Origin of the sequence: Pseudomonas sp. MIS38 (assembly GCF_019891575.1) — a bacterium.
GTDB classification, from domain to species: domain Bacteria; phylum Pseudomonadota; class Gammaproteobacteria; order Pseudomonadales; family Pseudomonadaceae; genus Aquipseudomonas; species Aquipseudomonas putida_A.
The window spans coordinates 288,518-309,241 of record NZ_JAFLXF010000003.1; the positions used below are offsets into that span (position 1 = coordinate 288,518).

The window sequence follows — 20,724 nt, forward strand, 5'->3', positions numbered from 1 at the left end:
TTCAACCGTGACAGGGGCTTTTTTGTATCTGGCAATCAGGTGTGAGATTGCAGGTAATTCTCGAGACCGATGAGCTTGATCAGGCCCAACTGCTTTTCCAGCCAGTAGGTGTGATCTTCTTCAGTGTCGTTGAGCTGAACACGCAGGATTTCGCGACTGACATAATCCTTGTGCTGCTCGCACAACTCAATGCCTTTGCACAGAGCGGCGCGGACTTTGTACTCGAGACGCAGATCTGCTTCGAGCATCTCCGGGACGGTGGTGCCGACGTCGAGATCGTCCGGGCGCATGCGCGGTGTGCCTTCGAGCATCAGGATCCGGCGCATCAGTGCGTCGGCGTGACCGGCCTCTTCTTCCATCTCGTGGTTGATTCGTTCGTAGAGCTTGGTGAAACCCCAGTCCTCATACATCCGCGAGTGAACAAAATATTGGTCACGCGCGGCCAGTTCGCCGGTCAGCAACGTGTTGAGGTAATCGATTACGTCTGGGTGGCCTTGCATCGCCCTACATCTCCCTGCTTGAAAGTCTGTAGTTTGAACCAAGCTGACCGGAAGGTCACCCCGTTTCGCGCAATAAAAGCGAAGATATTCTGAGAAAACCAGCCTAAATAACGCAAAAACCGCCCCAATGAGGGCGGTTCTGCTTCTCGTTTAGACTTCGTTAAGCTGTACGTCGAGCAGCTTTGCGATTGCTTCTCCATACGCCGGATCGGCCTTATAGAAATGCTGCAACTGACGATCAACCACATCAGGTGAAACACCGCTCATGGCGCCTGCGATATTGCTGACCAGCAAGGCTTTCTGCTCGTCGCTCATCAGACGGAACAGCGCACCGGCGTGGCTGTAGTAATCGGTGTCTTCGCGATGATCGTAACGGTCAGCAGCACCGCTCAATGCCAGTGCAGGCTCGGCGTAGTGCGGAGCTTGCTTCGGTGATTCAATGTAGCTGTTCGGTTCGTAGTTAGGTGCTGCACCACCATTGCTGCCGAAGGCCATCGAGCCGTCGCGCTGGTACGTATTCACCGGGCTGCGCGGCGCATTCACCGGTAATTGTTGGTGGTTTGTGCCCACCCGATAGCGATGTGCATCGGCGTAGGCGAACACGCGGCCTTGCAGCATGCGATCCGGCGACAGACCGACACCTGGCACCATGTTGCTCGGACCGAATGCGGCTTGCTCGACCTCGGCAAAGTAGTTCAGCGGGTTGCGGTTCAGCTCCAGTTCGCCGACTTCGATCAGCGGAAACTCCTTTTGCGACCAGGTCTTGGTCACGTCGAACGGGTTCTCGTAGTGCGCTGCAGCCTGAGCCTCGGTCATGATCTGAATGCATACGCGCCATTTCGGGAAATCGCCACGCTCGATGGCTTCGAACAGATCACGCTGAGCGTAATCCGGATCGGTACCCGCCAGGCGCGCAGCATCGGCTGGTGCCAGGTTCTTGACGCCCTGCTTGGTTTTGTAGTGCCACTTCACCCAGTGACGCTCACCTTTGGCATTGATCAGGCTGTAGGTGTGGCTGCCGAAGCCGTGCATATGGCGATAGCCGTCGGGAATGCCACGATCCGAGAACAGAATGGTCACTTGATGCAGTGCTTCCGGCGAATGCGACCAGAAGTCCCACATCATCTGGGCGCTTTTCAGGTTGCTCTGCGGCAGACGTTTCTGCGTGTGGATAAAGTCGGGAAACTTCAGTGGATCACGAATGAAGAAAACAGGGGTGTTGTTGCCAACGATGTCCCAGTTGCCCTCTTCGGTGTAGAACTTGAGGGCGAACCCACGTGGATCACGTTCAGTGTCAGCCGAGCCACGTTCGCCGCCTACAGTGGAGAAGCGCAAGAACGTTGGCGTTTGCTTGCCCACGGCCTCAAACAGTTTGGCGCTGGTGTATTCGGTGATATCACGGGTCACGGTGAACGTACCGTAAGCACCCGAGCCCTTGGCGTGCACGCGGCGCTCAGGAATGTTTTCACGGTTGAAATGGGCAAGCTTCTCGATCAGATGAAAATCGTCGAGCAGCAGCGGGCCACGGGGGCCGGCGGAGCGAGAATTCTGGTTATCGGCGACAGGTGCGCCACTGGCGGTCGTAAGCGTTTTGATCTGGCTCATACGGTCTTCTTCCTCTGTCAGTCTTGAAACTGCCGGCTAATCGGCTTGCTGGGAAGTATTGATCATCGATGAGACACCTACAAATTCATTAACTTGCAGTCATCGATAGATAATTACTAATTATGTTTCCCTGCACATAGTGGCAACACAACAATGTCAGAAGCTTGTACGAACAGCGCATTTCTTGCGGGCACAAAAAACCGGGCACTAGGCCCGGTTTTTCGTTTCAGACTGACGTCTTACTCGGCGGATACAGCTTCGCCAGCAGTAGCACGATCAACCAACTCGACGTACGCCATAGGCGCGTTGTCGCCAGCGCGGAAGCCGCACTTGAGGATGCGCAGGTAGCCACCCTCACGGGTAGCGTAACGCTTGCCCAGGTCGTTGAAGAGCTTACCAACGATAGCTTTCGAACGAGTACGGTCGAAAGCCAGACGGCGGTTAGCCAGGCTGTCTGTCTTGGCCAGAGTGATCAGCGGCTCGGCAACGCGGCGCAGTTCTTTGGCTTTTGGCAGAGTAGTCTTGATCAGCTCGTGCTCGAACAACGACACCGCCATGTTCTGGAACATGGCCTTGCGGTGCGAGCTGGTGCGGCTCAGGTGACGCCCACTTTTACGATGACGCATGGTTCATTCCTTACCAAACACTACGTTCGGTGATTACGACGATCAGGCAGTCGCCTTGTCGTCCTTCTTAAGACTTGCAGGCGGCCAGTTGTCGAGGCGCATGCCGAGGGACAGACCGCGGGAGGCCAGAACGTCCTTGATTTCAGTCAAGGATTTCTTGCCCAGGTTCGGAGTCTTCAACAGCTCTACTTCGGTACGCTGAATCAGGTCGCCGATGTAGTAGATGTTTTCCGCCTTAAGGCAGTTAGCCGAACGTACAGTCAGTTCCAGATCGTCAACCGGGCGAAGCAGGATCGGATCGATCTCGTCTTCCTGCTCGACAACCACTGGCTCACTGTCACCTTTGAGGTCGACGAACGCAGCCAACTGCTGTTGCAGGATGGTTGCAGCGCGGCGGATAGCCTCTTCAGGATCCAGAGTACCGTTGGTTTCCAGATCAATAACCAGCTTGTCCAGGTTGGTACGCTGCTCGACACGGGCGTTTTCCACCACGTATGCGATACGGCGAACCGGGCTGAACGAAGAGTCGAGCTGCAAGCGACCAATGCTGCGGCTTTCGTCTTCATCGCTCTGACGCGAGTCGGCTGGTTCATAACCACGACCACGAGCTACGGTGAGCTTCATGTTCAGGGCGCCGTTAGACGCCAGGTTAGCGATTACGTGATCGGGGTTAACGATCTCGACATCATGATCCAGCTGAATATCGGCAGCGGTAACCACCCCCGAACCCTTCTTCGACAAGGTCAGCGTAACTTCGTCACGACCGTGCAGCTTGATGGCCAGACCTTTAAGGTTCAACAGGATTTCAATTACGTCTTCCTGTACACCTTCGATGGCGCTGTACTCGTGGAGCACACCGTCAATCTCGGCCTCGACTACTGCGCAGCCGGGCATTGAGGACAACAGGATGCGGCGCAGCGCGTTGCCCAGGGTGTGGCCAAAACCACGCTCGAGAGGCTCGAGAGTGATCTTGGCGCGGGTTGGACTGACAACCTGCACATCAATGTGGCGGGGTGTCAGGAACTCATTTACCGAAATCTGCATGGATGCACCTATTTTCTAGCCCTTACTTGGAGTAGAGCTCGACAATCAGGCTTTCGTTGATGTCGGCGGACAGATCACTGCGAGCAGGAACGTTCTTGAAAACGCCCGACTTCTTCTCAGTGTCTACTTCTACCCATTCTACGCGGCCACGTTGGGCACACAGATCGAGAGCTTGGACAATGCGAAGTTGGTTTTTTGCTTTCTCGCGAACTGCGACCACGTCACCAGCACGAACCTGATACGACGGAACGTTTACGGTCTGACCGTTAACGCTGATCGACTTGTGCGATACCAGCTGACGGGATTCGGCACGAGTCGAACCAAAGCCCATACGGTATACAACGTTGTCCAGACGGCATTCGAGCAGTTGCAGCAGGTTTTCACCGGTTGCACCTTTCTTGCCAGCAGCTTCTTTGTAGTAGCCGCTGAACTGACGCTCGAGAACGCCGTAGATACGACGGACCTTCTGCTTTTCACGCAGTTGGGTGCCGTAGTCGGACTGGCGACCGCGGCGTTGGCCGTGGATACCAGGTGCTGCTTCAATGTTGCACTTCGATTCGATCGCGCGCACGCCGCTCTTCAGGAAGAGATCGGTGCCTTCGCGACGAGCGAGTTTGCATTTTGGACCAATGTAACGAGCCATTCTTTACAATCTCCTGGATTACACGCGGCGCTTCTTCGGCGGACGGCACCCGTTGTGCGGGATTGGCGTCACGTCGGTGATGCTGGCGATCTTGTAGCCACAGCCGTTCAAAGCGCGGACTGCGGATTCACGACCTGGACCTGGACCCTTGACGTTAACGTCGAGGTTTTTCAGGCCGTATTCCAGCGCAGCTTGACCAGCACGCTCAGCAGCTACTTGAGCAGCGAACGGGGTGGACTTGCGGGAACCGCGGAAACCCGAACCACCGGAGGTAGCCCAGGAAAGAGCGTTACCTTGACGGTCGGTAATGGTCACGATGGTGTTGTTAAAAGAAGCATGGATGTGGGCGATGCCATCAACCACTGTCTTTTTAACTTTTTTACGAGGACGAGCAGCAGGTTTTGCCATGATTAAATTCCTGTCGATTCGCTGGGGCGATTACTTGCGGATCGGCTTACGCGGACCTTTACGGGTACGCGCGTTGGTCTTGGTACGCTGACCGCGTACTGGAAGACCGCGACGATGACGCAGACCGCGATAGCAACCGAGGTCCATCAAGCGCTTGATTTTCATGTTGATTTCGCGACGCAGGTCACCTTCAGTGGTGAACTTCGCCACTTCGCCACGCAGCTGTTCAATTTGCTCGTCGCTCAGATCTTTGATCTTTGCTGCTGGGTTTACCCCAGTGTCTGCACAGATTTTCTGCGCAGTAGTGCGACCGACACCATAGATGTAGGTCAGCGAGATAACAGTATGCTTGTTATCTGGAATGTTAACGCCTGCAATACGGGCCATTCAGTGGGACTCCAATTGACAGCTACCTACGCCCCGGAAGCCAAGAAATAGGGCGCGAGATAATATCGCTGTAATAACAAATAATCAACCCGGCAGCGCACTAGCTGCCGGGCTTGAAGCACAATCACACTCAGCCTTGGCGCTGTTTGTGACGCGGTTCCGCGCTGCAAATTACTCGAACAACACCTTCGCGGCGAATAATCTTGCAGTTACGGCACAGCTTTTTCACCGATGCACGAACTTTCATCACCAACTCCTCGAACCTTATGGGTACTCAGCGCAACATGCCGCTGCCGTAACCCTTCAGGTTGGCTTTCTTCATCAGGGATTCGTACTGGTGCGAAACGAGGTGCGATTGTACTTGGGACATGAAGTCCATCACAACCACGACCACGATCAGCAACGAGGTCCCGCCAAGGTAGAACGGAACGTTTGCTGCAACCACCAGGAATTGGGGCAACAGGCACACGGCCGTCATGTAAAGAGCACCGAACATGGTCAAGCGAGTCAGAACGCCATCAATATAGCGTGCAGACTGCTCACCTGGACGGATGCCCGGAATAAAGGCACCGGACTTCTTCAGGTTTTCCGCTACGTCTTTCGGATTGAACATCAACGCCGTATAGAAGAAGCAGAAGAAAATAATCCCTGCACTAAACAGCAGAATATTCAACGGCTGACCAGGAGCGATCGACTGCGAGATGTCCTGCAACCAGCCCATACCTTCAGACTGACCAAACCAGGCACCCAACGAAGCCGGGAACAGCAAAATGCTGCTCGCGAAAATAGCCGGAATAACACCGGCCATGTTCACCTTCAGCGGCAAGTGGCTTGTCTGCGCAGCAAAAACCTTGCGGCCCTGCTGACGCTTGGCGTAGTGAACAGCGATACGACGCTGGCCACGCTCAATGAACACCACGAAACCGATAATCGCTACTGCCAGCAAACCGATGGCAACCAAGGCGAAGATATTGATATCACCCTGACGCGCAGACTCGAAAGACTGCCCGATTGCTCTCGGAAGACCGGCGACGATACCCGAAAAAATCAACATCGAGATACCGTTGCCTACACCACGCTCAGTAATCTGCTCACCCAGCCACATCATGAACATCGCACCAGCCACAAAAGTGGATACCGCGACGAAATGGAAGCCAAAGTCACCAGTGAACGCAACGCCCTGCCCCGCCAGACCAATGGACATGCCAATAGCCTGAACGAGAGCGAGGACGACGGTGCCGTAGCGGGTGTACTGGCTGATCTTGCGACGGCCAGCTTCACCTTCCTTCTTCAACTGCTCCAGCTGCGGGCTGACGGCGGTCATCAGTTGCATGATGATCGATGCCGAAATGTACGGCATGATCCCCAGTGCAAAGATGCTCATCCGTTCCAGCGCGCCGCCGGAGAACATGTTGAACAAGCTAAGAATGGTCCCCTCATTCTGTCGAAACAGGTCTGCGAGTCGGTCCGGGTTGATACCTGGAACCGGGATGTGTGCGCCTATTCGGTAGACGATAATCGCCAGGAACAGAAAACGCAGACGAGCCCAGAGTTCAGACATACCGCCTTTGCCGAGCGCAGAGAGAGCACCTTGCTTAGCCATTTATTCCTCGAACTTGCCGCCAGCTGCTTCGATAGCCGCACGCGCACCTTTGGTGGCGCCGATTCCCTTGCCGATAGTGACAGCGCGAGTCACTTCACCGGACAGCATGATTTTCACACGCTGTACGTTGACGTTGATCACGTTGGCATCTTTCAGGGACTGCACGGTGACGATGTCGCCTTCCACTTTGGCCAGCTCGGACAGACGCACTTCTGCGCGGTCCATGGCTTTCAGGGAAACGAAACCGAACTTCGGCAGGCGACGATGCAGCGGCTGTTGACCGCCTTCAAAGCCTGGAGCAATAGTGCCACCGGAGCGGGAGGTTTGACCTTTGTGGCCACGGCCACCAGTCTTACCCAAACCGCTACCGATACCACGGCCCGGACGATGCTTTTCGCGACGGGAACCCGGCGCTGGACTCAGATCATTGAGTTTCATCGATTAACCCTCGACACGCAGCATGTAGTAAGCCTTGTTGATCATCCCGCGATTCTCGGGAGTATCCTGGACTTCTACAGTGTGACCGATGCGACGCAGACCCAGACCCTTAACGCACAGTTTGTGGTTAGGGATGCGGCCGGTCATGCTTTTGATCAGCGTAACTTTAACGGTAGCCATGATCAGAAGATCTCCTTGACAGTCAGACCACGCTTGGCAGCGATGGACTCAGGAGATTGCATGGCTTTCAGACCTTTGAAAGTGGCGTGAACCACGTTTACCGGGTTAGTCGAGCCGTAGCACTTGGCCAGAACGTTCTGAACGCCAGCAACTTCGAGGACAGCACGCATAGCGCCGCCAGCGATGATACCGGTACCTTCAGAAGCAGGCTGCATGTACACCTTCGAAGCGCCGTGAGCGGACTTCATTGCGTACTGCAGGGTAGTGCCGTTCAGGTCAACTTGAATCATGTTGCGGCGAGCAGCTTCCATTGCCTTCTGGATCGCAGCAGGCACTTCACGCGACTTGCCACGGCCGAAGCCAACACGCCCTTTACCATCACCAACCACGGTCAACGCGGTGAAAGTGAAGATACGGCCGCCTTTAACGGTTTTGGCTACGCGGTTAACTTGAACCAGCTTCTCAATGTAGCCTTCGTCGCGCTTTTGGTCGTTATTTGACATAACTTAGAACTCCAGCCCAGCTTCACGAGCAGCATCAGCCAGCGCTTTAACGCGGCCATGGTACTTGAAGCCAGAGCGGTCGAAAGCCACTTGCGAGACGCCAGCGGCCTTAGCACGCGTAGCGACCAGCTGGCCAACCTTTGTGGCCGCGTCGATGTTGCCAGTGGCGCCATCACGCAGTTCTTTATCCAAAGTCGAGGCGCTTGCCAGGACTTTGTTGCCGTCGGCCGAGATGACCTGGGCGTAGATGTGCTGCGACGAGCGGAACACGCAGAGACGCACGACTTCGAGTTCGTGCATTTTCAGGCGTGCTTTGCGAGCGCGACGCAGTCGAGTAACTTTTTTGTCGGTCATTTGCTATGCCCTACTTCTTCTTGGCTTCTTTACGACGGACGACTTCGTCCGCGTAGCGCACACCTTTGCCTTTGTACGGCTCTGGTGGACGGAAGTCGCGGATCTCAGCGGCCACTTGACCTACCAGCTGTTTATCGATGCCCTTGATCAGGATATCGGTCTGGCTAGGAGTCTCAGCGGTGATGCCTTGCGGCAGTTCGTAATCCACTGGGTGCGAGAAGCCAAGAGCCAGGTTCAGCACCTGACCTTTTGCTTGCGCTTTGTAACCAACACCGACCAGCTGGAGCTTGCGCTCGAAGCCTTGGCTTACGCCTTGGACCATGTTGTTTACCAACGCACGCGTGGTACCGGCCATTGCGCGAGTCTGTTGATCGCCATTGCGAGCAGCGAAACGCAGCTCACCGGCTTCTTCAACGATCTCAACGGACGAATGGATGTTCAGTTCAAGAGTACCCTTGGCACCCTTCACCGAAAGCTGTTGGCCTGCGAATTTTACTTCGACACCGGCTGGCAGCTTAACGGGGTTCTTAGCGACGCGAGACATGCTTATCCCCCCTTAGAACACAGTGCAAAGAACTTCGCCGCCGACACCGGCAGCGCGCGCAGCACGATCCGTCATCACACCTTTGTTGGTGGAGACGATAGACACGCCAAGACCGCCACGAACCTTCGGCAGATCTTCAACGGACTTGTACTGACGCAGGCCTGGACGACTAACGCGCTTCACTTCCTCGATGACCGGACGGCCTTCGAAGTATTTCAGCGAGATGGACAGCGACGGCTTAGCGTCGGTGGTGATCTGAAAATCCGCGATGTAACCTTCGTCCTTCAGGACTTTTGCTACAGCCACCTTCAACGTGGAAGACGGCATGCTTACGACAGACTTTTCAGCCATCTGGGCATTACGGATTCGAGTTAGCATGTCCGCTAACGGGTCCTGCATACTCATGGGCTAGACGCTCCTAATACAGAAAAATTAGCCTTGCGGCTACTACATGTCGCCGAGAAACTCCGGGCATGAAAAACACGGGCTCAGGCGAGCCGGTCATTCTAGACACACCCCAGAAATGAATCAAGCCCCAAAAGGGGCTTGATTCAGATTCAAGGCCACCGATGGTCAGGTTCTTGCGAACCCGACCATCAAGGCTTTGACAGCGATTACCAGCTGGCTTTAACCAGACCTGGAACGTCACCACGCATTGCCGCTTCACGCAGTTTGTTACGGCCCAGGCCGAACTTGCGGTAAACGCCGTGCGGACGACCAGTCAGGCGGCAACGGTTACGCATGCGCGAAGCGCTTGCGTCACGTGGTTGCTTCTGCAGAGCTACGGTAGCTTCCCAACGCGCTTCTGGACTTGCGTTCAGATCAACGATGATAGCTTTCAGCGCTGCACGCTTGGTGGCGTACTTGGCAACAGTGAGCTGACGCTTCAGCTCACGGTTTTTCATGCTCTTCTTGGCCATTTTCCTACTCCAATCAGTTGCGGAACGGGAATTTGAAAGCACGCAGCAGAGCGCGGCCTTCATCATCGTTCTTGGCAGTGGTGGTCAGGGTAATGTCCAGACCGCGGAGAGCATCGATCTTGTCGTAGTCGATTTCCGGGAAAATGATCTGCTCTTTCACGCCCATGCTGTAGTTGCCACGACCATCGAAGGACTTGGCATTCAGGCCGCGGAAGTCGCGAACCCGAGGCAGGGAGATCGACAGCAGACGATCCAGGAACTCGTACATACGCTCACGGCGCAGAGTCACTTTGACGCCGATCGGCCATCCTTCACGGACTTTAAAGCCAGCGATGGATTTACGAGCGTAGGTCACAACGACTTTTTGGCCGGTGATCTTTTCCAGGTCAGCAACAGCGTGCTCGATGACTTTTTTGTCGCCGATCGCTTCGCCCAGACCCATGTTCAGGGTGATTTTGGTAACGCGCGGAACTTCCATCACGTTCGAAAGCTTAAGTTCTTCCTTAAGTTTCGGAGCGATTTCCTTCCGGTAAATCTCTTTTAGTCGTGCCATGGTCTTCTACCTAGCAGTGTTCAAGCATCAACCGCTTTTTGGGTCGACTTGAAGACACGAATTTTCTTACCGTCTTCTACTTTGAAACCAACGCGGTCAGCCTTGTTGGTTTCGCCGTTGAAGATGGCGACGTTGGAAGCGTGCAGTGGCGCTTCTTTCTCGACGATACCGCCCTGTACGCCCGACATCGGGTTAGGCTTGGTATGACGCTTGACCAGGTTCAGACCACCAACAACCAGACGGTTGTCAGCAAGAACCTTCAGCACCTTACCGCGCTTACCTTTGTCTTTGCCGGCGATCACGATGATCTCGTCGTCACGACGAATCTTTTGCATGTCGGATCTCCTTACAGCACTTCTGGGGCGAGCGAGACGATCTTCATGAACTTCTCAGTACGAAGTTCACGGGTCACTGGCCCAAAGATACGGGTGCCGATCGGCTCTTGCTTGTTGTTCAGAAGAACAGCAGCGTTGCCATCAAAGCGGATAATGGAGCCATCAGCACGACGTACGCCGTGACGAGTGCGGACTACAACAGCAGTCATCACTTGGCCTTTTTTCACTTTACCGCGAGGAATTGCTTCCTTGACGGTAACTTTGATGATGTCACCGATACCAGCGTAACGACGATGGGAGCCACCCAGCACCTTGATGCACATAACGCGGCGAGCGCCGCTGTTATCGGCCACATCGAGCATGGATTGAGTCTGAATCATATAATTTCTCCGACCCCTAGCCCTTAGACTTCCACAGCGCGTTCGAGAACATCAACCAGCGCCCAAGACTTGGTCTTGGCCATCGGACGAGTTTCACGAATAGTGACTTTGTCGCCGATGTGGCACTGATTGGTTTCGTCGTGCGCGTGCAGCTTAGTCGAACGCTTAACGTATTTACCGTAGATCGGGTGCTTAACGCGACGCTCGATCAGAACGGTGATGGTTTTGTCCATCTTGTCGCTGACAACACGGCCAGTCAGCGTACGGACAGTTTTTTCGGCTTCAGCCATGATCACTTACCTGCCTGCTGGTTGAGCACAGTCTTCACGCGAGCGATGTCACGCTTAACTTGCGAGAGCAGATGAGACTGCCCCAACTGGCCAGTTGCTTTCTGCATACGCAGATTGAACTGGTCGCGCAGCAAGCCGAGCAGTTGCTCGTTCAGCTGCTGTGCGGATTTTTCACGAAGTTCATTCGCTTTCATCACATCACCGTCCGTTTAACAAAGGAGGTGGCGAGCGGCAGCTTTGCAGCAGCCAGGGCGAAAGCCTCACGCGCCAGCTCTTCAGAAACACCCTCGATTTCATACAGGACTTTGCCTGGCTGAATCTGGGCAACCCAGTACTCCACGTTACCCTTACCTTTACCCATACGAACCTCGAGAGGTTTCTTGGAGATCGGCTTGTCCGGGAATACACGGATCCAGATCTTGCCACCACGTTTTACGTGACGGGTCAGAGCACGACGCGCTGACTCGATCTGACGAGCGGTGAGACGACCACGAGCAACAGACTTCAGCGCGAACTCGCCGAAGCTGACTTTGCTACCGCGCAGTGCCAGACCACGGTTGTGGCCGGTCATCTGCTTGCGGAACTTCGTACGCTTTGGTTGCAACATTTGGCGTACCCCTTACTTAGCAGCTTTTTTACGAGGCGCTGGTGCTTGTGGTTTCAGCTCTTCTTGGCGACCACCAATTACTTCGCCTTTGAAGATCCAAACCTTTACACCGATCACACCGTAGGTGGTGTGAGCTTCGTAGTTGGCATAGTCGATGTCGGCACGCAGGGTGTGCAGTGGCACACGACCTTCGCGATACCATTCAGTACGTGCGATTTCAGCACCGCCGAGACGACCGCTCACTTGGATTTTGATGCCTTTGGCACCAATGCGCATGGCGTTCTGTACTGCGCGCTTCATAGCGCGACGGAACATTACACGACGCTCCAGCTGCTGAGCTACGCTCTGCGCAACCAGCATACCGTCGAGCTCCGGCTTGCGGATCTCTTCGATATTGATGTGCACAGGCACACCCATTTGCTTGGTCAGGTCCTGACGCAGTTTCTCAACATCTTCACCTTTCTTCCCGATAACGATACCTGGACGAGCGGTGTGGATGGTGATGCGTGCAGTTTGGGCCGGACGATGGATATCGATACGGCTTACGGACGCGCTTTTTAGTTTGTCTTGGAGATACTCACGCACTTTCAGATCTGCGAACAAGTAGTCCGCATAAGTCCGACCGTCTGCGTACCAGACGGAGGTGTGCTCCTTGACGATTCCCAGGCGAATGCCAATGGGATGTACTTTCTGACCCATCTCTTCGACTCCGTTACTTGTCAGCAACCTTGACAGTGATATGGCAAGACCGCTTGACGATGCGATCAGCACGGCCTTTGGCACGTGGCATGATGCGCTTCAGCGAACGCCCTTCGTTGACGAAAACGGTGCTGACCTTCAGGTCATCAACGTCTGCGCCTTCGTTATGCTCGGCGTTGGCTACGGCCGACTCCAGCACTTTCTTCATGATCTCGGCGGCTTTCTTACTGCTGAAAGCCAACAGGTTGAGCGCTTCGCCCACCTTCTTCCCGCGGATCTGGTCGGCGACCAAGCGGGCTTTCTGGGCGGAGATTCGAGCGCCCGACAACTTAGCGGCTACTTCCATTTCCTTACCCCTTAACGCTTGGCTTTCTTGTCAGCCACGTGCCCACGATAAGTGCGGGTACCGGCGAACTCGCCCAGTTTATGGCCAACCATGTCTTCGTTCACGAGAACTGGGACGTGCTGACGGCCGTTGTGTACTGCGATGGTCAGACCGACCATTTGTGGCAGGATCATCGAACGACGCGACCAAGTCTTAATTGGTTTGCGATCGTTCTTTTCCGCCGCCACTTCGATCTTCTTCAGTAGGTGAAGATCAATAAAAGGACCTTTTTTCAGAGAACGTGGCACTGTCGTATCCCTCTATTTACTTGCGACGACGGACGATCATTTTGTCGGTACGCTTATTACCACGAGTCTTCGCGCCCTTAGTCGGGAAGCCCCATGGCGATACCGGATGACGACCACCAGAGGTACGACCTTCACCACCACCATGTGGGTGGTCAACCGGGTTCATGGCAACACCACGAACGGTTGGGCGAACGCCACGCCAGCGTTTGGCACCAGCTTTACCCAGCGAACGCAGGCTGTGCTCGGAGTTCGAGACTTCGCCCAGGGTCGCACGGCATTCAGCCAAGACTTTACGCATTTCACCGGAACGCAGACGCAGGGTAACGTACACGCCTTCACGAGCGATCAGCTGAGCCGAAGCACCAGCGGAACGAGCGATCTGCGCGCCTTTACCTGGCTTCAGTTCGATGCCGTGTACGGTAGAACCGACTGGAATGTTGCGCAGTTGCAGAGCGTTGCCTGGCTTGATTGGAGCCAGAGCGCCTGCGATCAGTTGGTCGCCAGCACTCACGCCTTTAGGGGCGATGATGTAGCGACGCTCGCCGTCTGCGTAGCAGAGCAGTGCGATGTGAGCAGTACGGTTTGGATCGTATTCGATACGCTCGACAGTGGCGACGATGCCATCTTTGTCGTTGCGACGGAAATCGACCATACGGTAATGCTGCTTATGACCACCACCGATGTGACGAGTGGTAATACGGCCATTGTTGTTACGACCACCAGTCTTCGATTTTTTCTCGAGCAGCGGTGCGTGAGGAGCGCCTTTATGCAGCTCCTGGTTGACCACCTTGACCACAAAACGGCGGCCAGGGGAAGTCGGTTTGCATTTAACGATTGCCATGATGCACCCCTTCCTTACTCAGCACTGCTGCTGAAATCGAGATCTTGGCCTGGCTGAAGGGAGATAACTGCCTTCTTCCAGTCATTACGCTTGCCCAGACCGCGAGCAGTGCGCTTGCTCTTACCCAGAACGTTCAGGGTAGTGACGCGCTCTACTTTCACGCTGAACAGGCTTTCGACGGCCTTCTTGATTTCCAGCTTGGTTGCATCAGTAGCAACCTTGAAAACGAACTGGCCTTTCTTGTCTGCCAGAACCGTAGCCTTCTCGGAAACGTGCGGGCCAAGCAGAACTTTAAATACGCGTTCCTGGTTCATCCCAGCAGCTCCTCGAATTTCTTCACGGCCGACACGGTGATCAACACCTTGTCGTATGCGATCAGACTAACTGGATCGGAACCTTGCACGTCACGTACATCTACGTGTGGCAGGTTACGAGCAGCCAGGTACAGGTTCTGATCAACAGCGTCCGACACGATGAGAACATCGGTCAGGCTCATGTTGTTCAGCTTGCCCAGCAGATCTTTGGTTTTCGGAGTTTCAACAGCGAAATCCTGAACCACGACCAGACGATCAGTACGCACCAGCTCAGCAAGGATGGAACGCATTGCTGCGCGATACATCTTCTTGTTCAGCTTCTGGGAGTGATCCTGTGGACGAGCTGCGAAAGTGGTACCGCCGCCACGCCAGATTGGGCTACGGATAGTACCGGCACGAGCACGGCCAGTACCTTTCTGACGCCATGGGCGCTTACCGCCACCACGAACGTCGGAACGGGTCTTTTGCTGCTTGCTACCTTGACGGCCGCCGGCCATGTAGGCCACGACTGCTTGGTGAACCAGCGTCTCGTTGAACTCGCCGCCAAATGTCAGTTCGGAAACTTCGATCGCTTGAGCGTCATTTACATTTAATTGCATGTCAGCTTCCCCTTAACCGCGAGCCTTGGCTGCTGGACGTACAACCAGGTTGCCGCCAGTAGCGCCAGGAACAGCGCCCTTGACCAACAACAGATTGCGTTCAGCGTCCACGCGCACTACTTCCAGGGACTGCACGGTCACGCGCTCAGCGCCCATATGACCGGACATTTTTTTGCCCTTGAATACACGACCAGGAGTCTGGCACTGGCCGATAGAGCCTGGGACGCGGTGGGATACGGAGTTACCGTGGGTGTTATCTTGCCCGCGGAAATTCCAACGCTTGATCGTACCCTGGAAGCCTTTACCCTTGGACTGACCGGTTACATCAACCAGTTGACCAGCGGCGAAGATTTCAGCGTTGATCAGATCGCCAGCCTGGTACTCGCCTTCTTCAAGACGGAATTCCATGGTGGTACGACCAGCGGCAACGTTCGCTTTAGCGAAGTGACCAGCTTGAGCTGCTGTTACACGCGAAGCACGACGCTCGCCGACAGTGACTTGCACTGCACGATAGCCATCGGTCTCTTCAGTTTTGAACTGGGTGACGCGATTCGGCTCGATCTCAATGACCGTGACCGGAATGGAGACACCTTCTTCGGTGAAAATACGGGTCATACCGCATTTACGACCGACTACACCAATAGTCATGTTGTAAACCTCATGAGTGTACGGGGCTTTCACCCGCTATGGCCGCCCATTTCAGAGCGTTACACGACCAAGACCGAGTCTTAGCCGAGGCTGATCTGCACTTCCACACCGGCCGCAAGATCAAGCTTCATAAGAGCATCAACGGTTTTATCCGTTGGCTGGACGATGTCCAGAACGCGCTTATGAGTGCGGATTTCGTACTGGTCACGCGCGTCTTTGTTGACGTGCGGGGAAACCAGAACGGTGAACCGCTCTTTACGGGTAGGCAGTGGAATTGGACCACGCACTTGAGCACCAGTACGTTTCGCGGTTTCCACGATTTCCTGGGTTGATTGGTCGATCAGGCGATGGTCGAAAGCCTTCAACCTGATACGGATTTGCTGATTTTGCATTGGATTTCAGACTCCGGCTGCTATTCCCACCGGGCGCAATACGCCCGTTAAAAGGAGGCGCAATTCTATAGACGCCCCAGATAGGTGTCAACCCAATAAAAAAGCCCCCGCTGAGCGGGGGCTTTTTCAATTCATCAAGCAGACTCTATAAAAGAGAATTACTCGATGATTTTGGCTACGACGCCAGCGCCGACGGTACGACCGCCTTCACGGATAGCGAAACGCAGACCATCTTCCATCGCGATGGTTTTGATCAGGGTAACAGTCATCTGAATGTTGTCACCTGGCATTACCATTTCAATGCCTTCTGGCAGTTCGCAATTACCAGTCACGTCAGTAGTACGGAAGTAGAACTGTGGACGGTAGCCTTTGAAGAACGGAGTGTGACGACCGCCTTCTTCCTTGCTCAGAACGTAAACTTCTGCGGTGAACTTGGTGTGCGGCTTAACCGAACCCGGCTTAACCAGAACCTGACCACGCTCAACGTCGTCACGCTTGGTACCACGCAGCAGAACGCCGCAGTTCTCGCCAGCACGACCTTCGTCGAGCAGCTTGCGGAACATCTCAACACCGGTGCAGGTTGTGGTAGTGGTGTCACGCAGACCAACGATTTCCAGTGCATCTTGAACGCGAACGATACCGCGCTCGATACGACCAGTCACAACAGTACCGCGACCCGAGATCGAGAATACGTCTTCGATTGGCATCAGGAATGGCTTGTCGATCATACGAACTGGTTCTGGGATGTAGCTGTCCAGAGTTTCAACCAGTTTCTTGACGGCAGTGGTGCCCATCTCGTTGTCGTCTTTGCCTTCCAGCGCCATACGAGCCGAACCGATGATGATTGGAGTGTCATCGCCCGGGAAGTCGTAGGTGGACAGCAGGTCGCGAACTTCCATCTCAACCAGTTCCAGCAGCTCAGCGTCGTCTACCAGGTCAGCCTTGTTCAGGAAAACCACGATGTACGGAACGCCTACCTGACGGGACAGCAGGATGTGCTCACGGGTTTGTGGCATCGGACCATCAGCAGCCGAGCAAACCAGGATCGCGCCGTCCATCTGGGCAGCACCGGTGATCATGTTCTTCACGTAGTCAGCGTGACCTGGGCAGTCAACGTGAGCGTAGTGACGAATAGTCGAGTTGTACTCAACGTGAGCGGTGTTGATGGTGATACCGCGAGCTTTTTCTTCTGGAGCGCTGTCGATCTTGTCGAATTCAACTACGGCCGAACCGAAAACTTCGGAGCAGACGCGAGTCAGAGCAGCGGTCAGAGTGGTTTTACCGTGGTCAACGTGACCGATGGTGCCAACGTTGACGTGCGGTAGGGAACGATCAAATTTTTCTTTAGCCACGACAATTAACTCCTAGCCTAAAGGGGCTGAATCAGCCTTGTTTTTTGGTTACGGATTCGACGATGTGCGACGGAGCCGTATCGTATTTTTTGAATTCCATAGAGTAGCTTGCGCGACCCTGAGACATGGAACGAACGTCGGTCGCATAACCGAACATCTCACCCAGTGGAACCTCGGCACGGATAACCTTGCCGGACACTGTGTCTTCCATACCCTGGATCATGCCGCGACGACGGTTAAGGTCGCCCATTACATCACCCATATAGTCTTCAGGCGTAACAACCTCTACCGCCATGATCGGCTCGAGCAACTCACCACCACCCTTCTGGGCCAGTTGCTTGGTCGCCATGGAAGCAGCCACTTTAAACGCCATCTCGTTGGAGTCGACGTCGTGGTAAGAACCATCGAACACGGTTGCCTTCAGGCCGATCAGCGGATAGCCGGCAACAACGCCGTTCTTCATCTGCTCTTCGATACCCTTCTGGATAGCCGGGATGTATTCCTTAGGAACCACACCACCTACAACTTCGTTCACGAATTGCAGACCTTCCTGACCTTCATCAGCAGGAGCAAAACGGATCCAGCAGTGACCGAACTGGCCGCGACCACCGGACTGACGAACGAACTTGCCTTCGATTTCACAATTCTTCGTGATGCGCTCACGATACGAAACCTGAGGCTTGCCGATGTTGGCTTCGACGTTGAACTCACGGCGCATCCGGTCAACCAGGATGTCCAGGTGCAGCTCGCCCATGCCGGAGATGATCGTTTGACCAGTCTCTTCATCAGTTTTAACACGGAAAGACGGGTCTTCCTGAGCCAGCTTGCCCAGTGCGATACCCATTTTTTCCTGGTCATCCTTGGTCTTAGGCTCTACGGCAACCGAAATAACCGGCTCCGGGAAGTCCATGCGAACCAGGATGATTGGCTTGTCAGCGTTGCAGAGGGTTTCACCAGTGGTGACGTCCTTCATGCCGATCAGGGCCGCGATGTCGCCAGCGCGCACTTCCTTGATCTCTTCACGGGCGTTTGCGTGCATTTGCACCATACGACCCACGCGCTCTTTCTTGCCTTTAACCGAGTTGATCACGCCGTCGCCGGAGTTCAACACGCCCGAGTAAACACGGACGAAGGTCAAGGTACCCACGAATGGGTCGGTAGCGATTTTGAACGCCAGTGCCGCGAACGGCTCGTCGTCACTTGCGTGACGCTCCATTTCCTCTTCCTCGTTATCAGGGTTCGAGCCCTTGATAGCTGGAATGTCGGTTGGAGCAGGCAGGAAGTCGATAACGGCGTCGAGAACCAGGGGAACGCCCTTGTTCTTGAACGACGAACCGCACACTGCCAGAACGATTTCGCCAGCGATAGTGCGCTGACGCAGAGCGGCCTTGATCTCTTCGATCGACAGCTCTTCGCCTTCCAGGTACTTGTTCATCAGCTCTTCACTGGCTTCGGCCGCAGCCTCAACCATGTTGCTGCGCCACTCAGTAGCCAGCTCGAGCATGTCCGCAGGGATTTCCTTGCGAACAGGAACCATACCCTTGTCAGAGTCGTTCCAGTAAACAGCCTGCATGTTGATCAGGTCGATCTGGCCCTGGAAGTTGTCTTCCGAACCGATAGCCAGCTGAATCGGCACCGGAGTGTGACCCAGACGCTGTTTGATCTGACCGATCACGCGCAGGAAGTTGGCACCAGCACGGTCCATCTTGTTTACGTAAACAAGACGTGGAACGCCGTATTTGTTGGCTTGACGCCATACGGTTTCCGACTGCGGCTCAACACCCGAAGTACCGCAGAATACAACCACAGCGCCGTCGAGTACGCGCAGGGAACGTTCAACTTCAATGGTGAAGTCTACGTGGCCCGGGGTATCGATGACGTTGAAACGGTGCTCGTGCGGGTACTGCTTCTCGGAACCTTTCCAGAAGGCGGTAATGGCAGCAGAAGTAATGGTAATACCACGCTCCTGCTCCTGAACCATCCAGTCTGTGGTCGCGGCGCCGTCATGCACCTCGCCCATTTTGTGACTTTTGCCAGTGTAAAAAAGGACGCGCTCGGTGGTGGTGGTTTTCCCAGCATCCACGTGAGCGACGATACCGATGTTACGGTAGCGACTAATCGGAGTAGTACGAGCCATAAAGCCCTCGCAAAATTAGTGAAGCTAAAATTAGAAGCGGTAGTGCGAGAAAGCTTTGTTGGCTTCGGCCATACGGTGCACGTCTTCACGCTTCTTAACAGCAGCACCTTTACCTTCAGCAGCATCCAGCAGTTCGCCAGCCAAGCGCAGAGCCATAGACTTCTCGCCACGCTTACGGGCGAAGTCTACCAACCAGCGCATTGCCAGAGCGTTACGGCGGGAAGGACGAACCTCGACCGGAACCTGGTAAGTAGCACCACCAACGCGGCGCGACTTCACTTCGACCAGCGGAGCGATGGCGTCGAGTGCTTTTTCGAAGAGTTCCAGGGGATCGGTGCCGGCCTTACGAGCCTTCACGGTTTCCAGGGCACCATAAACGATACGCTCGGCAACGGCTTTCTTGCCGCTTTCCATAACGTGGTTCATGAATTTGGCGAGGATCTGGCTTCCGTATTTCGGATCGTCCAGAATCTCACGCTTTGCTGCTACGCGACGTCTTGGCATGATAAGCCCTCAAGCGGTCTTCAGGTTAGTTCGGGACAGATCCAGTGGATGCAAGCCCGACCTTACTCTTATCGACTCAATAAAATGAAAATCTGCAAAACGACCGATTACTTCGGACGCTTGGTACCGTACTTCGAACGACCCTGGTTACGGCCTTTAACGCCGGAAGTATCCAAGGAGCCGCGAACGGTGTGGTAACGAACACCTGGCAAGTCTTTTACACGACCGCCGCGGATCAGTACCACGCTGTGCTCTTGCAGGTTGTGGCCTTCACCACCGATGTACGAGGAAACCTCGAAACCGTTGGTCAGACGCACACGGCATACTTTACGCAGTGCCGAGTTAGGTTTTTTCGGCGTAGTGGTGTACACACGGGTGCACACGCCACGACGTTGCGGGCAGTTCTGCAGCGCAGGTACGTCGGATTTCTCGACGATACGCTTACGCGGCTGACGTACCAGCTGGTTGATAGTTGCCATCTACTAGCTCCACTGTTGTCTTGCGACGCTATTGTCTTGCAAGAAAAGCAAAATGACAGGAACGGATTCCCGCCAAATTTAGGGGATCAAGAGTCTAAAGAGGATCTTGTCCCCAGTCAAGGCAAGGCCCCGACCTCCCCGCCCGTCGAACCTTGACAATTTGTCTCGATTCGACGAACGGAGCGATCAGGGCCTCAGCTTAGTTA

General features: G+C 54.8%; 34 protein-coding genes. All 34 read right to left on the minus strand.

Annotated features, from left to right (window positions below; all coding sequences use genetic code 11):
- Nucleotides 1-35 precede the first annotated feature (35 nt).
- The 34 genes from bfr to rpsL all read right to left on the minus strand — a co-directional run bounded on the left by bfr (nt 36) and on the right by rpsL (nt 20,518).
- A complete protein-coding gene (gene bfr / locus J1G18_RS06670) occupies nt 36-500 on the minus strand; it encodes a bacterioferritin (protein WP_003228714.1) in 465 nt (154 codons plus the stop codon).
- Between the two features lie 150 nt (nt 501-650).
- On the minus strand, nt 651-2,105 hold the full coding sequence (locus tag J1G18_RS06675; protein ID WP_098965863.1) for a catalase: 1,455 nt from the start codon (nt 2,103-2,105) through the stop codon (nt 651-653).
- 239 nt (nt 2,106-2,344) lie between these two features.
- Entirely contained in the window at nt 2,345-2,731 is a 387-nt protein-coding gene (gene rplQ / locus J1G18_RS06680; protein ID WP_003176402.1) for a 50S ribosomal protein L17, read from the minus strand.
- A gap of 42 nt (nt 2,732-2,773) precedes the next feature.
- A complete protein-coding gene (locus J1G18_RS06685) occupies nt 2,774-3,775 on the minus strand; it encodes a DNA-directed RNA polymerase subunit alpha (protein ID WP_003186012.1) in 1,002 nt (333 codons plus the stop codon).
- Nucleotides 3,776-3,797: 22 nt separating this feature from the next.
- Nucleotides 3,798-4,418, minus strand: coding sequence for a 30S ribosomal protein S4 (rpsD, locus tag J1G18_RS06690; protein WP_003176404.1), 621 nt, complete (start codon nt 4,416-4,418; stop codon nt 3,798-3,800).
- An 18-nt stretch (nt 4,419-4,436) separates the two neighbouring features.
- Nucleotides 4,437-4,826 (minus strand): 30S ribosomal protein S11, encoded by a 390-nt coding sequence (gene rpsK, locus J1G18_RS06695; RefSeq protein WP_002555466.1) that lies wholly within the window; start codon nt 4,824-4,826, stop codon nt 4,437-4,439.
- A 30-nt stretch (nt 4,827-4,856) separates the two neighbouring features.
- Nucleotides 4,857-5,213 carry a 30S ribosomal protein S13 gene (rpsM, locus tag J1G18_RS06700; RefSeq protein ID WP_008374135.1) on the minus strand — a complete coding sequence of 119 codons (357 nt, stop codon included), beginning with the start codon at nt 5,211-5,213 and terminating at the stop codon, nt 4,857-4,859.
- Nucleotides 5,214-5,343: 130 nt separating this feature from the next.
- Nucleotides 5,344-5,460, minus strand: coding sequence for a 50S ribosomal protein L36 (gene rpmJ / locus J1G18_RS06705; RefSeq protein ID WP_002555468.1), 117 nt, complete (start codon nt 5,458-5,460; stop codon nt 5,344-5,346).
- A gap of 27 nt (nt 5,461-5,487) precedes the next feature.
- Nucleotides 5,488-6,816, minus strand: coding sequence for a preprotein translocase subunit SecY (gene secY / locus J1G18_RS06710; protein ID WP_003228718.1), 1,329 nt, complete (start codon nt 6,814-6,816; stop codon nt 5,488-5,490).
- The gene (gene rplO / locus J1G18_RS06715) at nt 6,817-7,254 is read right to left on the minus strand and encodes a 50S ribosomal protein L15 (protein ID WP_003228720.1); all 438 of its coding nucleotides are present in this window, start codon (nt 7,252-7,254) and stop codon (nt 6,817-6,819) included.
- Between the two features lie 3 nt (nt 7,255-7,257).
- Complete coding sequence (gene rpmD / locus J1G18_RS06720; protein WP_003176408.1) at nt 7,258-7,434, minus strand: 50S ribosomal protein L30; 177 nt, start codon at nt 7,432-7,434, stop codon at nt 7,258-7,260.
- Between the two features lie 2 nt (nt 7,435-7,436).
- Nucleotides 7,437-7,937 (minus strand): 30S ribosomal protein S5, encoded by a 501-nt coding sequence (gene rpsE / locus J1G18_RS06725; protein WP_003176409.1) that lies wholly within the window; start codon nt 7,935-7,937, stop codon nt 7,437-7,439.
- A gap of 3 nt (nt 7,938-7,940) precedes the next feature.
- Complete coding sequence (rplR, locus tag J1G18_RS06730) at nt 7,941-8,291, minus strand: 50S ribosomal protein L18 (protein WP_003186037.1); 351 nt, start codon at nt 8,289-8,291, stop codon at nt 7,941-7,943.
- 10 nt (nt 8,292-8,301) lie between these two features.
- Nucleotides 8,302-8,835 (minus strand): 50S ribosomal protein L6, encoded by a 534-nt coding sequence (gene rplF, locus J1G18_RS06735; RefSeq protein WP_007966176.1) that lies wholly within the window; start codon nt 8,833-8,835, stop codon nt 8,302-8,304.
- A gap of 12 nt (nt 8,836-8,847) precedes the next feature.
- Nucleotides 8,848-9,240 carry a 30S ribosomal protein S8 gene (gene rpsH, locus J1G18_RS06740; RefSeq protein ID WP_007966178.1) on the minus strand — a complete coding sequence of 131 codons (393 nt, stop codon included), beginning with the start codon at nt 9,238-9,240 and terminating at the stop codon, nt 8,848-8,850.
- A gap of 209 nt (nt 9,241-9,449) precedes the next feature.
- On the minus strand, nt 9,450-9,755 hold the full coding sequence (rpsN, locus tag J1G18_RS06745; RefSeq protein WP_003228726.1) for a 30S ribosomal protein S14: 306 nt from the start codon (nt 9,753-9,755) through the stop codon (nt 9,450-9,452).
- 13 nt (nt 9,756-9,768) lie between these two features.
- Nucleotides 9,769-10,308, minus strand: coding sequence for a 50S ribosomal protein L5 (gene rplE, locus J1G18_RS06750; RefSeq protein ID WP_003210069.1), 540 nt, complete (start codon nt 10,306-10,308; stop codon nt 9,769-9,771).
- Nucleotides 10,309-10,328: 20 nt separating this feature from the next.
- Nucleotides 10,329-10,643 carry a 50S ribosomal protein L24 gene (gene rplX, locus J1G18_RS06755; protein WP_003186046.1) on the minus strand — a complete coding sequence of 105 codons (315 nt, stop codon included), beginning with the start codon at nt 10,641-10,643 and terminating at the stop codon, nt 10,329-10,331.
- A gap of 11 nt (nt 10,644-10,654) precedes the next feature.
- A complete protein-coding gene (gene rplN, locus J1G18_RS06760; protein WP_002555479.1) occupies nt 10,655-11,023 on the minus strand; it encodes a 50S ribosomal protein L14 in 369 nt (122 codons plus the stop codon).
- A 23-nt stretch (nt 11,024-11,046) separates the two neighbouring features.
- Nucleotides 11,047-11,313, minus strand: a complete 267-nt coding sequence (gene rpsQ / locus J1G18_RS06765; RefSeq protein WP_003194644.1) for a 30S ribosomal protein S17 — start codon at nt 11,311-11,313, stop codon at nt 11,047-11,049.
- A gap of 2 nt (nt 11,314-11,315) precedes the next feature.
- The gene (gene rpmC, locus J1G18_RS06770; RefSeq protein ID WP_002555481.1) at nt 11,316-11,507 is read right to left on the minus strand and encodes a 50S ribosomal protein L29; all 192 of its coding nucleotides are present in this window, start codon (nt 11,505-11,507) and stop codon (nt 11,316-11,318) included.
- On the minus strand, nt 11,507-11,920 hold the full coding sequence (rplP, locus tag J1G18_RS06775; RefSeq protein WP_003228729.1) for a 50S ribosomal protein L16: 414 nt from the start codon (nt 11,918-11,920) through the stop codon (nt 11,507-11,509). The genes rpmC and rplP overlap by 1 nt, the downstream gene beginning before the upstream one ends.
- Before the next feature lie 12 nt (nt 11,921-11,932).
- Nucleotides 11,933-12,619 (minus strand): 30S ribosomal protein S3, encoded by a 687-nt coding sequence (rpsC, locus tag J1G18_RS06780; RefSeq protein ID WP_003176422.1) that lies wholly within the window; start codon nt 12,617-12,619, stop codon nt 11,933-11,935.
- 13 nt (nt 12,620-12,632) lie between these two features.
- Nucleotides 12,633-12,965 carry a 50S ribosomal protein L22 gene (gene rplV / locus J1G18_RS06785; RefSeq protein ID WP_003103908.1) on the minus strand — a complete coding sequence of 111 codons (333 nt, stop codon included), beginning with the start codon at nt 12,963-12,965 and terminating at the stop codon, nt 12,633-12,635.
- An 11-nt stretch (nt 12,966-12,976) separates the two neighbouring features.
- Nucleotides 12,977-13,252, minus strand: coding sequence for a 30S ribosomal protein S19 (gene rpsS, locus J1G18_RS06790; protein WP_003228731.1), 276 nt, complete (start codon nt 13,250-13,252; stop codon nt 12,977-12,979).
- Between the two features lie 16 nt (nt 13,253-13,268).
- Nucleotides 13,269-14,093 carry a 50S ribosomal protein L2 gene (rplB, locus tag J1G18_RS06795; RefSeq protein ID WP_003228734.1) on the minus strand — a complete coding sequence of 275 codons (825 nt, stop codon included), beginning with the start codon at nt 14,091-14,093 and terminating at the stop codon, nt 13,269-13,271.
- A 14-nt stretch (nt 14,094-14,107) separates the two neighbouring features.
- The gene (gene rplW, locus J1G18_RS06800; protein ID WP_002555488.1) at nt 14,108-14,407 is read right to left on the minus strand and encodes a 50S ribosomal protein L23; all 300 of its coding nucleotides are present in this window, start codon (nt 14,405-14,407) and stop codon (nt 14,108-14,110) included.
- On the minus strand, nt 14,404-15,006 hold the full coding sequence (gene rplD / locus J1G18_RS06805; RefSeq protein WP_003228735.1) for a 50S ribosomal protein L4: 603 nt from the start codon (nt 15,004-15,006) through the stop codon (nt 14,404-14,406). The genes rplW and rplD overlap by 4 nt, the downstream gene beginning before the upstream one ends.
- Nucleotides 15,007-15,018: 12 nt before the next feature.
- Nucleotides 15,019-15,654 carry a 50S ribosomal protein L3 gene (gene rplC / locus J1G18_RS06810; RefSeq protein WP_003228738.1) on the minus strand — a complete coding sequence of 212 codons (636 nt, stop codon included), beginning with the start codon at nt 15,652-15,654 and terminating at the stop codon, nt 15,019-15,021.
- Between the two features lie 80 nt (nt 15,655-15,734).
- Entirely contained in the window at nt 15,735-16,046 is a 312-nt protein-coding gene (gene rpsJ / locus J1G18_RS06815) for a 30S ribosomal protein S10 (RefSeq protein WP_003186070.1), read from the minus strand.
- Nucleotides 16,047-16,204: 158 nt separating this feature from the next.
- Entirely contained in the window at nt 16,205-17,398 is a 1,194-nt protein-coding gene (tuf, locus tag J1G18_RS06820; protein WP_223007274.1) for an elongation factor Tu, read from the minus strand.
- A gap of 31 nt (nt 17,399-17,429) precedes the next feature.
- Nucleotides 17,430-19,535, minus strand: a complete 2,106-nt coding sequence (fusA, locus tag J1G18_RS06825) for an elongation factor G (protein WP_007962223.1) — start codon at nt 19,533-19,535, stop codon at nt 17,430-17,432.
- A gap of 30 nt (nt 19,536-19,565) precedes the next feature.
- Nucleotides 19,566-20,039 (minus strand): 30S ribosomal protein S7, encoded by a 474-nt coding sequence (gene rpsG, locus J1G18_RS06830; protein WP_003228745.1) that lies wholly within the window; start codon nt 20,037-20,039, stop codon nt 19,566-19,568.
- 107 nt (nt 20,040-20,146) lie between these two features.
- Complete coding sequence (rpsL, locus tag J1G18_RS06835) at nt 20,147-20,518, minus strand: 30S ribosomal protein S12 (protein ID WP_003186084.1); 372 nt, start codon at nt 20,516-20,518, stop codon at nt 20,147-20,149.
- Between the last annotated feature and the right edge of the window lie 206 nt (nt 20,519-20,724).

What these genes read in the sequence shown, in the direction of transcription:
- bfr (WP_003228714.1), bottom strand. Translation starts at nt 500, where the DNA reads ATGCAAGGCCACCCAGACGTAATCGATTACCTCAACACGTTGCTGACC.
- J1G18_RS06675 (WP_098965863.1), bottom strand. Translation starts at nt 2,105, where the DNA reads ATGAGCCAGATCAAAACGCTTACGACCGCCAGTGGCGCACCTGTCGCC.
- rplQ (WP_003176402.1), bottom strand. Translation starts at nt 2,731, where the DNA reads ATGCGTCATCGTAAAAGTGGGCGTCACCTGAGCCGCACCAGCTCGCAC.
- J1G18_RS06685 (WP_003186012.1), bottom strand. Translation starts at nt 3,775, where the DNA reads ATGCAGATTTCGGTAAATGAGTTCCTGACACCCCGCCACATTGATGTG.
- rpsD (WP_003176404.1), bottom strand. Translation starts at nt 4,418, where the DNA reads ATGGCTCGTTACATTGGTCCAAAATGCAAACTCGCTCGTCGCGAAGGC.
- rpsK (WP_002555466.1), bottom strand. Translation starts at nt 4,826, where the DNA reads ATGGCAAAACCTGCTGCTCGTCCTCGTAAAAAAGTTAAAAAGACAGTG.
- rpsM (WP_008374135.1), bottom strand. Translation starts at nt 5,213, where the DNA reads ATGGCCCGTATTGCAGGCGTTAACATTCCAGATAACAAGCATACTGTT.
- rpmJ (WP_002555468.1), bottom strand. Translation starts at nt 5,460, where the DNA reads ATGAAAGTTCGTGCATCGGTGAAAAAGCTGTGCCGTAACTGCAAGATT.
- secY (WP_003228718.1), bottom strand. Translation starts at nt 6,816, where the DNA reads ATGGCTAAGCAAGGTGCTCTCTCTGCGCTCGGCAAAGGCGGTATGTCT.
- rplO (WP_003228720.1), bottom strand. Translation starts at nt 7,254, where the DNA reads ATGAAACTCAATGATCTGAGTCCAGCGCCGGGTTCCCGTCGCGAAAAG.
- rpmD (WP_003176408.1), bottom strand. Translation starts at nt 7,434, where the DNA reads ATGGCTACCGTTAAAGTTACGCTGATCAAAAGCATGACCGGCCGCATC.
- rpsE (WP_003176409.1), bottom strand. Translation starts at nt 7,937, where the DNA reads ATGTCAAATAACGACCAAAAGCGCGACGAAGGCTACATTGAGAAGCTG.
- rplR (WP_003186037.1), bottom strand. Translation starts at nt 8,291, where the DNA reads ATGACCGACAAAAAAGTTACTCGACTGCGTCGCGCTCGCAAAGCACGC.
- rplF (WP_007966176.1), bottom strand. Translation starts at nt 8,835, where the DNA reads ATGTCTCGCGTCGCTAAGAACCCCGTTAAGCTGCCAGCCGGTGTCGAA.
- rpsH (WP_007966178.1), bottom strand. Translation starts at nt 9,240, where the DNA reads ATGAGTATGCAGGACCCGTTAGCGGACATGCTAACTCGAATCCGTAAT.
- rpsN (WP_003228726.1), bottom strand. Translation starts at nt 9,755, where the DNA reads ATGGCCAAGAAGAGCATGAAAAACCGTGAGCTGAAGCGTCAGCTCACT.
- rplE (WP_003210069.1), bottom strand. Translation starts at nt 10,308, where the DNA reads ATGGCACGACTAAAAGAGATTTACCGGAAGGAAATCGCTCCGAAACTT.
- rplX (WP_003186046.1), bottom strand. Translation starts at nt 10,643, where the DNA reads ATGCAAAAGATTCGTCGTGACGACGAGATCATCGTGATCGCCGGCAAA.
- rplN (WP_002555479.1), bottom strand. Translation starts at nt 11,023, where the DNA reads ATGATTCAGACTCAATCCATGCTCGATGTGGCCGATAACAGCGGCGCT.
- rpsQ (WP_003194644.1), bottom strand. Translation starts at nt 11,313, where the DNA reads ATGGCTGAAGCCGAAAAAACTGTCCGTACGCTGACTGGCCGTGTTGTC.
- rpmC (WP_002555481.1), bottom strand. Translation starts at nt 11,507, where the DNA reads ATGAAAGCGAATGAACTTCGTGAAAAATCCGCACAGCAGCTGAACGAG.
- rplP (WP_003228729.1), bottom strand. Translation starts at nt 11,920, where the DNA reads ATGTTGCAACCAAAGCGTACGAAGTTCCGCAAGCAGATGACCGGCCAC.
- rpsC (WP_003176422.1), bottom strand. Translation starts at nt 12,619, where the DNA reads ATGGGTCAGAAAGTACATCCCATTGGCATTCGCCTGGGAATCGTCAAG.
- rplV (WP_003103908.1), bottom strand. Translation starts at nt 12,965, where the DNA reads ATGGAAGTAGCCGCTAAGTTGTCGGGCGCTCGAATCTCCGCCCAGAAA.
- rplB (WP_003228734.1), bottom strand. Translation starts at nt 14,093, where the DNA reads ATGGCAATCGTTAAATGCAAACCGACTTCCCCTGGCCGCCGTTTTGTG.
- rplW (WP_002555488.1), bottom strand. Translation starts at nt 14,407, where the DNA reads ATGAACCAGGAACGCGTATTTAAAGTTCTGCTTGGCCCGCACGTTTCC.
- rplD (WP_003228735.1), bottom strand. Translation starts at nt 15,006, where the DNA reads ATGCAATTAAATGTAAATGACGCTCAAGCGATCGAAGTTTCCGAACTG.
- rplC (WP_003228738.1), bottom strand. Translation starts at nt 15,654, where the DNA reads ATGACTATTGGTGTAGTCGGTCGTAAATGCGGTATGACCCGTATTTTC.
- rpsJ (WP_003186070.1), bottom strand. Translation starts at nt 16,046, where the DNA reads ATGCAAAATCAGCAAATCCGTATCAGGTTGAAGGCTTTCGACCATCGC.
- fusA (WP_007962223.1), bottom strand. Translation starts at nt 19,535, where the DNA reads ATGGCTCGTACTACTCCGATTAGTCGCTACCGTAACATCGGTATCGTC.
- rpsG (WP_003228745.1), bottom strand. Translation starts at nt 20,039, where the DNA reads ATGCCAAGACGTCGCGTAGCAGCAAAGCGTGAGATTCTGGACGATCCG.
- rpsL (WP_003186084.1), bottom strand. Translation starts at nt 20,518, where the DNA reads ATGGCAACTATCAACCAGCTGGTACGTCAGCCGCGTAAGCGTATCGTC.